Here is a 16024-nt window from a genome sequence, read left to right as displayed (position 1 = left end):
ACTCAGAAGTGAAACGAAATAGCGCCGATGGTAGTGTGGGGCTTCCCCATGTGAGAGTAGGACATCGCCAGGCTTTAGTTTTATTTTCACTTTTTCGAAAAGTGAAGACAAAAGCGGACGCTTGCTTATTAAAGCGAGTGATACCACTGCGGAGTGGTAGTTCAGTTGGTTAGAATACCGGCCTGTCACGCCGGGGGTCGCGGGTTCGAGTCCCGTCCACTCCGCCACTTATATTAAGCCTCAGTCGAAAGACTGAGGCTTTTTTCGTTCTGGTTCCCCCGACTTACCTGAAACTCACTTTCATATTGAAACCTTGCATCTAGAGTTACGCTACCCTCTTCACATGGTTTTAATATCGTCGTGAACGAGCTAGCATGTAACTCTGTGCCTTAGTCTTAGCCTTATTCCGATACCAAGCTCTAACCAAAGCTCCTTTTATTCGATATTAGAAAATCTAGTTATATGACAGAGCTTAATTGTTTGAGGTGTCGCTTGTTTCTAATTTGAAAACAGGAGGACTTTGAATACAAGTTTAGTCTCACTGAGTTCAAGAGGGAAGGGATTTAAACTTCCGTTAAGGCTTTGCTACCTGGGTGCTAGCTCAGTTTTATCTCGGTGAGGTTTCTAACCCGTTTGGGTTCTGAACGCAATCACCCTAAATGTCTCTTTCTCATAAAAACACAAACTCGCTCATTGCTAAGTATTGTGGAAGTTTAACTTTGATGTTTGCGAGGAGCCTATATTGCCAAGGGAAGAGAAGTGATACAGATGAAAATGGGCAAATTAAAAGACTCGTTTATGAATACTATCTATCGGCAATAGTTAGTATCTATGAAAGTGTAGCGTAGCGATTCTTAGTATATTTGAAGGTATATCAAAGAATAAGGAGCATTCGTCCTTGAAGGGGAGTCTGAAAATTAGTTATGAAAAAAGCAGCTAGGTAGCTGCTTTTTATCTATTAAGTAACGTGTCTTTAAGAGTCCACTGGCTCCGTATGTTCCGGAGTGGTTATTGCTTGGTTATTCTCTTCCATCTTCTTCTCTTCTGCTTTTGCTTTTTCAATCATTGGGGTGATTGTTGAGCCTTGAATGAGGATAGAGAAAACAACGACGGAGTAGGTCATTACAAGAATAATCTCTTTTACATCGATTAACTTATCTTGAATCACCCAAATACCAGATGGAATGGAAAGTGCCATTGCCAATGCAAGGCCCCCGCGTAAGCCGCCCCACGTCAAAATACGTACTGACCACGGGTTATATTTTCTGTAACGCTTAAAGCCAATGTACGAGAGAAATACGCTTAAATAGCGAGCTGCTAGTACAAGAGGGACTGAAATAGCCATCATGATCCAGTCTTCTTTGTGGAATTCAAACAGCAGCATCGACATGCCGATCAGTAGGAATAACACGCCATTCAAGAACTCATCAACAAGCTCCCAAAAATGGTCAAGGTGATCTTCACTCTCTTTTGAAAAGCCAATAAAGCGTGTCCAGTTGCCAATCATAATACCGGATACAACCATTGCGAGTGGGCCTGATACATGGATGTATTCAGCAAATGCGTAACCTGCTGTTGGGACACCAATGGTAAGTAACAATTCCATTGAGTGATCATCGGTGGCACTGATCAAGTAGTGGAATAGCAAACCGAGGACGAAACCATATGTGATACCACCGATAGCTTCTTGGATGAAGAGTAAGGTGACACTACCTACAGTTGGTGCCTCAGTGCCAAATGCAATCGTAAATAGAGTGACGAAGATAACCAAACCGAAGCCATCATTGAAGAGCGATTCTCCTTCAATCTGAGTGGAGATACGTTTAGGAGCATCGAGTTTTTTCACAATAGCCAATACAGCGATTGGGTCAGTTGGCGATATTAGAGCACCAAATAGTAAGCAGTAGACCAAATCAAATTGGATGCCAATTAACTGACAAAACCCATACAGCGTAAATCCAATAAAGAACGTAGAAAACAGTGTAGCTCCAAGGGCTAAAACAGTGATCTCCCACTTTTGATCTTTAAGGTTCGGGAGTTTGATGCCTAGTCCACCAGCAAATAGTAAGAAGCCAAGAATGCCTTTGAGCAAGAAATCTTCGAAGTTAATCCTTGTGACCGTCTCCGTCGCAATTTCGGTGAGATGGAACCAGTTGTTTTGACCCGCAATTAAGATTAGAAGTGAAAGCACCATTGAACCTGCGGTAATCGCAATGGTGGTTTGCATCTTTCCTATCTTGCTGTTTACAAAAGCAATTAGCATCGCAGCTGCGGATAGAAAACATAAAGTATGATAGACCGACATAGAGCTCTCTATTTGTAACATTTTATGAATGGAATTCTCGGCTGATGCTGCTTAAATAGCAAACATTTTTTCGTGATTATTTTGCAAGTTAAGAAGGATATAAAATAATCATTAATTCTACGTTTAGACGTCTAGACTCCTGAAGTTTGTGTGATAGGATGGAAAGATAACTAAAGGAATGAGGCTGTACTGTGGGAAGTAACGTAAGACAACAGATTGAAGCTCAATTGAAGCAACGTATTCTTTTGATTGATGGTGGTATGGGAACCATGATTCAAGGGTACAAACTTGAAGAGCAAGACTATCGAGGAACGCGCTTTGCGGATTGGCATTGTGATCTAAAAGGTAACAACGACCTGTTGGTTCTAAGTCAGCCTCAACTTATCAAGGAAATTCACGCTGCATATTTAGAAGCGGGTGCAGATATTCTTGAGACCAACACGTTTAACGCAACAACCATTGCGATGGCTGACTACGAGATGGAAAGCCTAAGTGAAGAAATTAACTTTGCAGCTGCCAAGCTTGCACGTGAAGTTGCAGACGAATGGACCGCAAAAACACCCGATAAACCGCGTTATGTCGCAGGGGTTTTAGGGCCGACAAACCGAACTTGTTCTATTTCTCCTGATGTAAATGACCCCGGATATCGAAATGTTTCTTTCGACGAGTTAGTTGAGGCTTACTCTGAATCGACTCGTGCTCTAATTAAAGGTGGTTCTGACCTTATTCTTATCGAGACCATCTTCGATACGCTTAACGCTAAGGCTTGTTCATTTGCTGTTGAAAGTGTGTTTGAAGAGATGGGGATTGAGTTACCTGTGATGATCTCGGGGACTATTACTGATGCTTCCGGTCGGACATTATCCGGTCAAACCACAGAAGCGTTTTACAACTCATTACGTCATGTTAAACCGATTTCGTTTGGTTTGAACTGTGCACTTGGTCCAGATGAGCTGCGTCCTTATGTTGAAGAGCTCTCTCGTATATCAGAATCTTTTGTTTCCGCTCACCCAAATGCTGGGCTTCCGAATGCATTCGGCGAATACGATTTGTCGCCAGAAGATATGGCTAAGCATGTTAAAGAGTGGGCTCAAAGTGGCTTTTTAAACTTGATTGGTGGGTGTTGTGGTACAACTCCTGAGCACATTCGCCAAATGGCACTCGCGGTTGAAAATATCGCCCCTCGTCAATTACCTGAACTTCCCGTTGCTTGTCGCTTGTCTGGCCTAGAGCCACTCGCTATTGATAAAGGCTCTTTATTTATCAATGTCGGTGAGCGTACGAATGTAACCGGTTCTGCGCGTTTTAAGCGCTTAATTAAAGAAGAGCTGTACGATGAAGCGCTCGATGTGGCTCGTCAACAAGTTGAAAATGGCGCTCAAATTATCGATATCAACATGGATGAAGGCATGTTGGATGCACAAGCTTGTATGGTTCGCTTTTTAAACCTTTGTGCGTCAGAACCTGAAATCTCAAAAGTACCAATCATGGTTGACTCTTCCAAGTGGGAGGTTATTGAAGCCGGTCTTAAGTGCATCCAAGGCAAAGGCATTGTTAACTCGATCTCTCTCAAAGAAGGCAAAGAGAAATTCGTTGAACAAGCTAAGTTGATCCGCCGTTACGGTGCGGCTGTGATTGTGATGGCGTTTGATGAGATTGGGCAAGCAGATACACGTGAGCGCAAAGTAGAAATTTGTACCAACGCTTACCGAATTCTTGTTGATGAAGTGGGCTTTCCACCAGAAGACATCATTTTTGACCCAAACATTTTTGCCATTGCTACGGGGATCGAGGAGCATAATAACTACGCGGTGGATTTCATTGAAGCCGTTGGCGATATCAAACGTGATTTACCACATGCGATGATCTCGGGTGGTGTTTCTAACGTCTCATTCTCTTTCCGTGGCAATAACTATGTACGTGAAGCGATTCACGCGGTGTTCCTCTACCACTGTTTTAAAAATGGTATGGATATGGGGATTGTGAATGCGGGTCAGTTAGAAATCTACGATAACGTGCCTGAAAAATTGCGTGAGGCTGTGGAAGATGTCGTTCTTAACCGTCGTGATGACGCCACTGAGAGATTGTTAGATATCGCGGCGGAATATGCAGGCAAAGGGGTAGGTAAAGAGGAGGATGCCTCTGCACTTGAGTGGAGAACTTGGCCTGTTGAAAAGCGCTTAGAGCACGCGTTAGTGAAAGGAATAACTGAGTTCATCGTTGATGATACCGAAGAGGCTCGTGTCAACGCTTCAAAGCCATTAGAGGTGATTGAAGGCCCATTAATGGATGGGATGAACGTCGTCGGAGACTTGTTTGGTGAAGGTAAAATGTTCCTTCCTCAGGTCGTAAAATCTGCACGAGTGATGAAGCAAGCAGTCGCGCATCTGGAGCCCTACATCAATGCAGAAAAGCAGGTGGGACAAACAAACGGTAAGATTTTGCTAGCGACGGTCAAAGGTGATGTACATGATATCGGGAAAAATATCGTTGGCGTTGTATTGCAGTGCAATAACTACGAAATTATCGATCTTGGTGTCATGGTTCCTTGCGAAAAGATCTTAAAAGTAGCGCAAGAAGAAAACGTCGATATTATTGGTTTATCAGGGTTGATCACGCCTTCATTAGACGAAATGGTGCATGTTGCAAAAGAGATGGAGCGTCTCGACTTTAACTTACCTCTTCTCATCGGTGGCGCAACAACGTCAAAAGCCCATACAGCAGTTAAGATTGAGCAAAATTACAAGCATCCAGTGGTTTACGTGAACAACGCCTCACGTGCAGTGGGCGTATGTACTTCTCTTCTGTCAGATGAACGTCGCCCTGAGTTTGTTGAAAAACTTGAAGCTGATTACGAACGAGTACGTGATCAACATAATCGAAAGAAACCGAGAACCAAACCAGTGACATTAGAAGCGGCTCGAGCGAATAAAGTTGCTATCGATTGGGAAGCTTACACCCCTCCAGTGCCTGTTAAGCCTGGCATTCATATCTTCGATGATTTTGATGTGGCTATATTACGTCAATACATCGATTGGACACCATTCTTTATGACTTGGTCACTTGTGGGTAAGTATCCAACAATTTTCCAACATGAAGAAGTTGGTGAAGAAGCAAAACGTTTATTCGAAGATGCCAACGAGTTACTTGATCGAGTTGAGCGAGAAGGCCTGTTAAAAGCGCGTGGAATGTGTGGCTTATTCCCTGCTGCGAGCGTGGGGGACGACATTGAAGTTTATGCTGATGAAACTCGTACCGACGTTGTGAAAGTATTACGTAACTTGCGACAACAGACCGAGAAACCAAAAGGATTCAACTATTGTTTATCCGACTACATCGCACCTAAAGAGTCGGGTAAACATGATTGGATAGGGGCATTTGCTGTCACTGGTGGTATTGGTGAACGAGAGCTTGCTGATGAATACAAAGCACAGGGAGATGATTACAACGCAATTATGATTCAAGCGGTGGCGGATCGCCTAGCCGAAGCGTTTGCTGAGTATTTGCATGAGCGTGTCCGTAAAGAAATTTGGGGTTATGCAGCTGATGAAGATTTATCTAACGATGATCTCATTCGTGAAAAATACCAAGGTATTCGCCCTGCGCCGGGTTATCCCGCGTGTCCTGAACATACTGAAAAAGGACCGCTTTGGGAGTTACTTAATGTGGAAGAGAACATTGGTATGACTCTAACCTCCAGCTATGCAATGTATCCGGGCGCGTCAGTCTCTGGTTGGTATTTCTCTCATCCTGACTCACGTTACTTTGCGATCGCACAGATCCAAGAAGATCAGCTAGAGAGTTACGCCGATCGTAAGGGGTGGGATAGGATCGAGGCTGAAAAATGGTTAGGGCCAAACATTAACGGTTAAATTGATGTTTACCTCGTCCAAATGTAACAACTAATGAAACGACAAAGGGCTGCAAATACGCAGCCCTTTGTTTTATTGAGTTGAACTTATTTCTCAAACAACTCAGTGTGGAGTTTTTGTATGGCTTGTTTCGATACCGATTCATGGAGCAAGAAGCATAAGTTGTGAGGGCTAGCGCCATAACAAATCATGCGTAGGTTAAAATCTTCTAGCGTGCCAAAAACCTGTTTCGCGTAGCCTTTACTCTCACTCATGTTGTTTCCAATGAGAGCAACGAGGCATAGGTCATGTTCAACTTCTACCTTACATAACTCTTCTAACTCTTCTCGTGCAGCTTGCGGCAGCTGTGGTGCTCCGCCAGAGGTATCAGTTTGATCAAGTGTTAACGATACACTGATTTCAGATGTCGTGATCAAATCGACAGAGATCTTATGCTTTGCAAGGATCTCAAAGACCTTTGCTAAAAAACCGTATGCGTGGAACATATTGGCGCTGCGTAGCGTTACCATGGTTTGGTTACAACGCAAAGCTAGCGCACGGAATAACGGTGAGCTTTCGACTTGGTGGCGAATCCAAGTTCCCCCTTTTTCTGGCTCTTTCGATGACCCTACAAATACCGGAATGTCGTGGCGCAATGCAGGTACTAGCGTAGAAGGGTGAAGGATTTTAGCGCCAAAGTTAGCCATTTCTGAAGCTTCACTAAAGCTGATCTCGGGAATTGGTGAGGCTTTTGGTGCAATTCGCGGGTCTGTTGTGTAGATTCCCGGAACATCAGTCCAGATTTCTAGCCCTGCCGCTTTAACGCTCTCAGCAATTAAGGCGGCGCTGTAATCGCTGCCCCCTCGACCTAATGTTGTTGTATTACCGGCTTCGTCAGATCCTATGAAGCCTTGAGTAACAACAACGGATTGTTGGCAAAGTGGTACGAGTTTATCTTGCGCAAGCGTCGAAATTGCTTCAATGTTTGGCTCCGCGCGACCAAAGTTGTCATCAGTACGCAGCACATCGCGGATATCAAAGCGCACTGCTTGAATGCCTCGCTCACACATTAACTGAGTTAGAATGTGCGTCGACATGAGTTCACCACATGCGACTAAATGATCGGTTAACTTCGCACTAGCTTGGATAGATGCAGCCTCGGCCAGGCTGGTTACGGTATCTAATATGCCATACACCTCGGCAGCAGTTTTCGTGCTGTCTTCGAGCTGAGTTAAAATGGCGTCATGAATGTTGGCCAGATTTTGCAGCAGCTCAGTACGGTGCGTTTGATCCTGAACGCCGTTGGCGAGTTCTACCAATAGGTTGGTGACGCCAGAGCAAGCGCTGCTCACGACCAGGCGAGTATTTGGATTGTTTTCGATAATGGTGGCGCAACGACTCATTGCCTCAAAGTTGGCAACACTGGTTCCACCGAATTTAGCTACGTTAAATGCGCTCACTGCGTTCTCCCACGACTTCCTAAAAAATTGTACATCCAATGTTTAGTGAGAAAAGGAACAGAGCAAAAAGAGAGGTATTTAGAATGCTATTTGAAAAATTTACCCTCAGAAGCCCTTCATCAGACTGCGCTGATGACAGTTGATGGGATTCAGCCCAATTCAACCGACAAGTCAAATCCTGCAACTTTGACTTACCTCGGCACTACTCCCCCTCAATGATTGGTGTTGGAATTGCGGTTCCACAAATCATCTACCTGGGTAGCGCTCCTCTTCTACATAAAGCTCAAACATTGAACGGTTTTGAGGCCTTAATGTCAATCAATATTTCAACCTTTATAGTGTTTTTTATTAACGATTTTGTGACACTGGTTTGACCTCCATACTTACGGCTAATTGCTGATAGAGGAAAAATCTATTAGGGTGAAGAACCCTACACCTGAGCCATGTTATTGAATAGAACTTTTAGAATGCTCAGGATAAAAGATAATCAAGGAGCTGACATGTCGATCCAAAGCTTTATTCCACCTCACCGTATTTTAATGGGACCTGGTCCTTCTGATATTTATCCTCAAGTGTTACAAGCACTAAGCCGTCCTACTGTAGGTCACCTTGATCCTCTGTTTATCGGTATGATGGATGAGCTCAAGCAGCTATTGAAGTATGTCTTTCAAACTGACAATGAGTTCACTATTGCGGTTTCAGCGCCAGGTAGTGCAGGGATGGAAACCTGCTTTGTAAACTTGATCGAGAAAGGCGATAAAGTGATCGTCTGCCGTAATGGTGTATTTGGTGAACGCATGCGCGAAAATGTCGTCCGTGCTGGTGGTGAAGTTGTTATCGTCGATGATGAATGGGGGACGCCTGTTTCCATTGATAAAGTCGAGCAAGCATTCGAACAGCACCCAGATACAAAAGTTCTTGCTTTTGTGCATGCGGAAACCTCAACTGGTGCAGTCAGTGATGCTCAAGCATTGGGTAAGCTGGCGAAACAGCATAATGCATTATCTATTGTTGATGCGGTGACATCGCTTGGTGGTGTGCCGTTAAAAGTGGATGAATGGCAACTGGATGCGGTTTACTCTGGTAGTCAAAAATGTTTGTCATGTGTACCTGGGCTCTCACCAGTGACGTTTTCTCCTGCCGCGATTGAAAAGATTCAAGCAAGAACAACACCAGTACAGAGTTGGTTCCTCGATCAGAGTTTAGTTTTGGGGTATTGGAGTGGAGAAGGCAAGCGTAGTTATCATCATACGGCGCCAGTTAATAGCTTGTATGCGCTTCATGAAGCTTTATTGATACTGAAAAATGAAGGATTAGAAAACGCTTGGGCTCGTCACCAACTGATGCATGAAAAACTCAAAAATGGCTTACAAAAGTTAGGCTTTGAATTTGTTGTGGACGAAGCCCATCGGTTGCCACAATTAAATGCGATTTACGTGCCTGAAGGAATTGATGAAGCAAAAGTTCGTGCTCACTTGCTAGAAACCTATAACCTAGAAATTGGTGCAGGCCTTGGGGCATTAGCTGGTAAAGCGTGGCGTATTGGCTTAATGGGTTACGGCGCTCGATCTGAAAACGTTGCGCTGTGCTTAAAAGCGTTAGAAGAGTCACTCACTGAATAAAATCATACAGCAATGAGATGAAGAAAAGCGAAGGTCATCCCTTCGCTTTTTTGTACTTATTACTCTTCACCTGAAGTGGGGGCTGGTGAGGCAGAGATTGCTTGAGAAGGTGGTTGGTAATTGACGTCACTGAAATCAATCTTCGGGAACAAAAACTGCGCTTCAGCTCTAATTTGCTCCGCTTTACTTGAGTCATCTAAGCCTTGGTAGGCCAAAATCAAATTATTATAAAATGCAGGGCGAGGCTTATCTTTGATGATTTTTAGCGACCAATCGATATAAGGCTGAATCAAGGTTGCGTCTTGTTGGTACAGCCCAATGTTTAAAAACGTGCTATAAACATCCCAATCAAATCTGTCTTTCCAAACCACAGGGTTACTGACTTGATTCAGAATATCAGGATTAGTTGGCCTAGTGGTCTCAAACTTCGTCAATACATAGTTCGTATGCAATGCGCTTACCATGTAAAACGTAAACGCAACGGGAAGTACCAAACTAAAAACACGCAGCAAGCTTTTGGTTACATTACTAAAGCCGACTTGTCGATAACGAGAGACGCGCTGATCGACCCAGTACAGCAGGATAACGAAGATCAACCAATGCACGAGAGAGTGGTAGAAAGGGTATTCCAGTTGCGAGTGCAATACGATAGGTATAAACAAGGCCAGCAACGCAAGACGAGTTCCGCGTTTGGCTTGATAGATTCGATACAGTACCAGTGCCATCGCTAAGAAGATGCCGAGTATTGGCAGCAAGCCACCTTCGACTCCCCAGTAAAGTAGCTCATTATGCGGATGATCCATGGCTGGCAAACCAGCTGGGTAATTCTCATTTAGGGCATGTTGACGAGCCGTATACAGCATGTACTCAGATTCAAACTTGCCATATCCATAACCAGTAAAAGGCTTTTCAATCACCATGTCTAATGTTTGCGGAAAAGTATACGCTCGAGGAGACTCCATATTTACTTTTTCTGCGGCTAACCCACCTCCATCAGGAAAGGCAAGATGCATGACAACGACTGAGAGTAAGAGCCCACTTACAAGTGACACAACCCAGCGGATAAAGCGCCCTTTGGTTGCAAAGCGGTACATGTATGGAATGACCAACAACACGGCGATGACCGAGGCTAACCAACCAGTGCGTGAAGCCAACGCCACAATTAGTGGTAAAGTTAAAACTGGTACGGCATAGAGAAGGTAAACATCGCTTAACTTACGATCGTATTTGTAGGGCTGACGTGCAAGTAAATAGCTGGCAATCACCAACCCTGTCGCAAGAAAACTGGCCATTACATTGGGCTGTTGGAAAATACCATAAGGACGATTGGCCACCGTGTCGTAACCAAACGGATTACCTGGTTTGAGATACAGATATTGTGTCAGACCAAAAATGGCTTCGATAACAACCGCAAGGACAATGAACCATAATAGGCGTTGGCGATGTTTATTACTGAAATGAAATTGTTGTAAAACAATAAAGAACAGGACACCACACCACAGGCCAATGAGCTTATTGGCTGCCAAGCTGCTATTCGCATTTGGGTACAGAATGGGCACTGTCATGATAAGAGCACTAATGAACAAGCCGATGGTTAGTTTTGAGTAACGTAGCACTCGATTATTCGCTAGTTGGTAACACCCAATGCCTAATGCAAAGCTAAAAGCAATCCAAGTTGTCGCATTGAACGAAAGCGAAAGCCCCGAACCGCCGGGGTTGGGCATGAAAAAGTGCATTGCCAACACAAATAGTGTTGCCAAGGCAATGAGAAACTTGCGATTGAGGGGAACCTGTACTTTTTCGGGAGAAAGCTTTGTTCCACTTACATGTATAGTAGCCATAGTTATTGCGTTGTTTTGAATGAAAAAAGACCAGCACTTGCTGGTCTCGATACTTTACCTGTTTTTTCTACTTCAACATAGGCTTGAGGAAGTGAGCTGTGTGCGAACCCTCGATTTGCGACACATCTTCCGGAGTGCCTTGAGCGATTATCTCGCCGCCACCTTGACCCCCTTCAGGACCAAGATCGATAATCCAGTCCGCAGTCTTAATGACGTCCAGGTTATGCTCGATCACCACGACAGTGTTTCCGTGGTCGCGAAGTCTGTGCAGTACAGTGAGCAACTGCTGGATATCATGGAAGTGCAAGCCGGTTGTTGGTTCATCCAAAATGTACAAGGTTTTTCCTGTATCACGTTTGGATAGCTCTCGCGCCAGTTTCACACGCTGTGCTTCACCACCGGAGAGTGTTGTTGCCGCTTGACCCAATCGTATGTACGACAAACCCACATCCATCAGTGTTTGTAGTTTGCGAGCGATGGCAGGAACTGGATCGAAGAAGGTGCGTGCATCTTCGACCGTCATTTCTAGCACTTCATCAATAGTTTTACCTTTGTAACGTACTTCGAGCGTTTCACGGTTGTAGCGTTTACCTTTACACACATCACATGGCACATAAACATCTGGTAGGAAGTGCATTTCTACTTTGATAACACCGTCACCCTGACAGGCCTCACAACGACCACCGCGTACGTTAAAACTAAAACGGCCCGGTTTGTAACCGCGAGAACGCGACTCCTGTGTGCCTGCAAACAGTTCACGGATTGGTGTAAAGATCCCCGTATAGGTTGCAGGGTTAGAGCGAGGTGTACGGCCAATTGGGCTTTGATCGATATCGATGACTTTATCGAAGTGCTCTAGACCTTTAATCGATTTATAAGGTGAAGGCTGAGCCGTTGTCGCTCCGTTAAGTTGGGTATGCGCAATTTTAAAGAAAGTATCATTAATCAGCGTTGATTTACCTGAGCCAGATACTCCTGTAATACAGCTGAATAACCCAACAGGAATTGAAAGGTTAACGTTTTTAAGGTTATTACCTGTTGCGCCTAATAGCTCAACCGTTTTTTTCGGATCTCGCGGCGTGCGATCTTTCGGTACTGCGATTTCTTTAACACCACTTAAGTACTGACCTGTCAGAGAATTCGGATTCGCGACTATCTCTTCCATGGTGCCTTCCGCAACAACATTACCACCATGTACGCCAGCACCAGGACCAATATCTATGACATGATCTGCACAGCGAATCGCATCTTCATCGTGTTCTACCACAAGTACGGTATTACCTAAATCGCGCAAATGAGTCAGTGTTTTTAGGAGTCGTTCATTATCACGCTGGTGGAGGCCAATCGACGGTTCATCCAGAACATACATCACACCAACAAGACCTGCACCAATTTGGCTTGCTAAACGAATACGTTGAGCTTCACCGCCTGATAAGGTTTCAGCACTGCGTGATAAGTTTAGGTAGTTCAAACCGACGTTAACTAAGAATTGCAGGCGGTCGTTGATTTCCTTCATCACTTTTTCAGCGATTTGGGCTCGTTGACCTTCCAGTTTCAAGGAATGGAAGAACTCCAATGCATCAGCAATGCTGAGTTCAACAATCTCAGGTAGTGTCGTATCAGCAATAAACACGTTACGTGCTTCGAGGCGTAGACGAGTACCGCCACAGCTTGAACAAGATTTAGTGGAGATGTATTTTGCAAGCTCTTCACGGACAGAGTTGGATTCTGTATCACGATAGCGACGTTCTAGGGTATTCAGAATACCTTCGAATGGATGGCGTTTAACGCGAATATCGCCACGATCGTTGATGTATTTAAACTCAATCTCAGTACGACCTGAGCCCTTTAGAATGACATCTTGCGTTTTCTTTGGCAGAGAATTAAAAGGGGCATGGAGGTCAAAACCATAATGATCGGCCAATGAGGTGAGCATTTGGAAGTAGTAGTAGTTCTTTTGATCCCAACCGCGAATCGCACCTTGTGCCAAGCTTAATGAATCATCTTGAATGACTCGGCTTGGATCGAAGTATTGTTGAACACCCAAGCCATCACAAGTGCCACATGCACCAGCAGGATTGTTGAATGAGAAAAGTCGCGGCTCTAACTCTTGCATGCTGTAACCACATTGTGGACAAGCGAAGTTGGCGGAGAAAATAATCTCTTCACCGTCGCCATCCATTGGCGCGACAACTGCAATTCCGCCTGATAATTCGAGTGTTGTCTCGAAAGATTCGGCCAAGCGCTGTTGTAAGTCTGGACGAACTTTAAAGCGGTCTACCACAACTTCAATGGTGTGCTTTTTATGTAGTTCAAGGGTTGGAGGATCGGAAAGATCGCAAGTTTCTCCATCAATACGCGCACGAATAAAGCCTTGAGCCGCTAAGTTCTCAAGCGTTTTAACATGCTCCCCTTTACGTTCTTTGACAATAGGCGCCAATAGCATCATTTTGCTGCCTTCCGGCATCTCTAGGACTTTGTCCACCATTTGGCTGATGGTTTGCGCAGCAAGAGGGGCATGGTGCGTTGGACAGCGGGGTTCGCCCACACGAGCATACAATAGACGTAAGTAGTCGTAGACTTCGGTAATTGTACCGACGGTTGAACGCGGGTTATGAGAAGTAGATTTCTGTTCAATAGAAATCGCAGGTGATAACCCTTCAATGTGGTCGACATCGGGTTTTTCCATCAGAGACAAAAACTGACGAGCGTAGGCAGAGAGAGACTCTACGTAGCGTCGTTGGCCTTCTGCATACAATGTATCGAAAGCGAGAGAGGATTTACCGGAGCCACTTAGTCCAGTAATGACAATCAGTTTATCGCGAGGGATTGTAAGATTAATGTCTTTAAGGTTATGGGTTCGGGCACCGCGAACTTCTATTTTATCCATCGTTTTTGCTCTATGTATAACCAAGTGGGGCAAGTATTACATAGTGTGAGAAATGTGCAAAGAAAATTACTGGATAAAAAAACAGTAAAGTAAAAAGCCCAGCGTTGTGCTGGGCTTTCGATACAGTAATTTCGTACTAAGACGATGCTTTATACTGCTTTTTGTGTTGCGTGCTTACCTAGCTCAGAGGTTTTTTCATCTTTTAGATACAGGTTTTCAAAACAATAGTTAGTTGCTTCGATGTAACCTTCAACGCTACCACAGTCAAAGCGTTTGCCCTTGAATTTGTAAGCCAATACACAGCCCGCTTTTGCTTGTTTTAGCAGCGCGTCAGTGATTTGAATTTCACCACCTTTACCTGGTTCAGTGTTTTCAATCAGTTCAAAAATATCGGGAGTCAGGATGTAGCGGCCAATGATAGCAAGGTTGCTAGGTGCCGTGCCTTTCTCTGGTTTTTCTACCATGTCGTCTACGCGGTAGATGTCGTCTTTGATCATTTCACCAGAGATAACGCCGTATTTGTGTGTTTCTTCGGCTGGTACTTCTTGCACTGCAACGATAGAACAGCGGAACTGCTTAAATAGTGCCACCATCTGAGCCAGTACGCCCTCTTGCTCGTTGACACAAAGGTCATCAGCAAGAACAACAGCAAATGGCTCATCGCCTACCAATTCTCGTCCAGTTAGAATCGCGTGGCCCAAGCCTTTCATTTCGCGTTGACGTATATAAGTGAAGTTTGCAGATTCAATGATTTCACGGATATCTACCAACAGCTCTTCTTTGTTGGTACCGCTAATCTGATGTTCCAGTTCGTAGTTCTTATCAAAGTGGTCCATGATCGAGTGCTTGCCACGACCTGTCACAATACACATGCCGTTCATACCAGCTTGGATTGCTTCTTCGACACCGTATTCAATAAGCGGTTTGTTCACGACTGGCATCATCTCCTTTGGCATAGATTTCGTTGCCGGTAGGAAGCGTGTGCCATAGCCTGCAGCAGGGAACAGACATTTTTTTATCATTGGGGGAATATCCTATCTCGTTTTTATCAAGAATCTGCGCATAACTTTAACACGAGAGGTATCAATGAATCATGAATAAAGTAGGAAAAAATGTGAGACTCGGTGCGGAAAAAAGATGAGCGACTCGTCATTTCAGTTATCAGAGCCGCTCACATTGCATCATGACATTAAGTTTTGGTCTGCCCAGGCGATTGCCTGTACTCGGTTCTTTACGGATAGCTTTTTGAATATCTGATACAAGTGCGATTTGATGGTGAATTCACTGACGAATAACTCCTCGGCCATCTGACTGTTCGAGGCGCCAGCTTGTAGGCAACGCAGTACTTGTAGCTCACGAATGGTTAGGTCTACCGTAGCTGGTGCAGTATGAGTATTAATGACATTGCGGTAATAGTGTAAAAGTTGACTGGTTACATTACGCGGCAGCCAGTTTTGACCGTTAACAATGCCTTTTAACCCTTCTCCAATTTGCTCTAGCGTATCTTCAGAATAAAACACACCTTTTAATTGACCAAATGAAAGAAGTTCATCTGTGGTTAGTCTTTTAGGCACGTTGAAGACAACGGTTTCAAAGTTTTTCCATACAAGAGGCAAGTTTTTGATCGATTGAACAAGTGATTTATGTTCACTGAAGTCGATCAGTAGAATTTTATTACGGTGTTGTGGCTTGGCTTCCATGAGTGCTGCGGTTGAAATCACCGGGATGCTCATATCAACGTACTTTTCGAGTGCCGCCACTTTTTTTTGCGCATTATCTTCCATACTGATCAGAAATAGCTTTCTTGCGTAAGCCGACTTTCTCACGTGTTCCAATCTCCCTGGGTTCAATAGAAGCCATAAACTGGCATTAAAGAGAGGCCATAACCATCGCTTTACTGAATAAATGCGTTCGAATTCAAAGCTTCACGAAACGATGTCTGCAACGCGAATCAAAAATGCTACACACGTAAGTTGAAATACGATTTGGGTTCTAGAGGATGACTCAATAGATCACAATGGTATTAGACTTTAATCAAAACATTAAAGCGTGCTA

The 16024-nt window shown here is 44.3% G+C and carries 8 protein-coding genes, 1 tRNA gene and 1 riboswitch; of the genes, 3 read left to right on the top strand and 6 right to left on the bottom strand.

Going from position 1 to position 16024, the window contains the following annotated elements:
• The first annotated feature begins 150 nt into the window (after positions 1-150).
• Positions 151-227: transfer RNA gene (locus R7F07_RS20715), tRNA-Asp, on the top strand.
• Positions 228-973: 746 nt separating this feature from the next.
• Here the strand turns inward: R7F07_RS20715 and R7F07_RS20710 are convergent.
• Positions 974-2305, bottom strand: coding sequence for a cation:proton antiporter (locus R7F07_RS20710; RefSeq protein ID WP_171343301.1), 1332 nt, complete (start codon positions 2303-2305; stop codon positions 974-976).
• Positions 2306-2496: 191 nt separating this feature from the next.
• Here R7F07_RS20710 and metH point away from each other — a divergent pair, with 191 nt between their 5' ends.
• The gene (gene metH / locus R7F07_RS20705; RefSeq protein WP_318110556.1) at positions 2497-6177 is read left to right on the top strand and encodes a methionine synthase; all 3681 of its coding nucleotides are present in this window, start codon (positions 2497-2499) and stop codon (positions 6175-6177) included.
• Between the two features lie 86 nt (positions 6178-6263).
• Here metH and lysC read toward each other — a convergent pair whose 3' ends face one another.
• Positions 6264-7616, bottom strand: a complete 1353-nt coding sequence (gene lysC / locus R7F07_RS20700; RefSeq protein ID WP_017821324.1) for a lysine-sensitive aspartokinase 3 — start codon at positions 7614-7616, stop codon at positions 6264-6266.
• A 101-nt stretch (positions 7617-7717) separates the two neighbouring features.
• A riboswitch (Lysine riboswitch) is annotated at positions 7718-7896 on the bottom strand.
• 220 nt (positions 7897-8116) lie between these two features.
• Between lysC and R7F07_RS20695 the strand changes: the two genes are divergently transcribed.
• Positions 8117-9238 (top strand): pyridoxal-phosphate-dependent aminotransferase family protein, encoded by a 1122-nt coding sequence (locus R7F07_RS20695; protein WP_054575331.1) that lies wholly within the window; start codon positions 8117-8119, stop codon positions 9236-9238.
• Between the two features lie 59 nt (positions 9239-9297).
• Here the strand turns inward: R7F07_RS20695 and R7F07_RS20690 are convergent, their stop codons facing one another.
• The 4 genes from R7F07_RS20690 to R7F07_RS20675 all read right to left on the bottom strand — a co-directional run bounded on the left by R7F07_RS20690 (position 9298) and on the right by R7F07_RS20675 (position 15795).
• Complete coding sequence (locus tag R7F07_RS20690; protein WP_054575330.1) at positions 9298-11079, bottom strand: PglL family O-oligosaccharyltransferase; 1782 nt, start codon at positions 11077-11079, stop codon at positions 9298-9300.
• Between the two features lie 67 nt (positions 11080-11146).
• The gene (uvrA, locus tag R7F07_RS20685) at positions 11147-13969 is read right to left on the bottom strand and encodes an excinuclease ABC subunit UvrA (RefSeq protein WP_005381241.1); all 2823 of its coding nucleotides are present in this window, start codon (positions 13967-13969) and stop codon (positions 11147-11149) included.
• A 149-nt stretch (positions 13970-14118) separates the two neighbouring features.
• On the bottom strand, positions 14119-14991 hold the full coding sequence (gene galU, locus R7F07_RS20680; RefSeq protein ID WP_005381239.1) for a UTP--glucose-1-phosphate uridylyltransferase GalU: 873 nt from the start codon (positions 14989-14991) through the stop codon (positions 14119-14121).
• 159 nt (positions 14992-15150) lie between these two features.
• Positions 15151-15795, bottom strand: a complete 645-nt coding sequence (locus tag R7F07_RS20675; protein WP_005381237.1) for a LuxR C-terminal-related transcriptional regulator — start codon at positions 15793-15795, stop codon at positions 15151-15153.
• Between the last annotated feature and the right edge of the window lie 229 nt (positions 15796-16024).

It is taken from the genome of Vibrio sp. YT-16, from assembly GCF_033337405.1.
Taxonomy (GTDB): domain Bacteria; phylum Pseudomonadota; class Gammaproteobacteria; order Enterobacterales; family Vibrionaceae; genus Vibrio; species Vibrio alginolyticus.
Note: the sequence above shows the minus strand (reverse complement) of the source record. Positions and strands in the feature narration are given on the sequence as shown.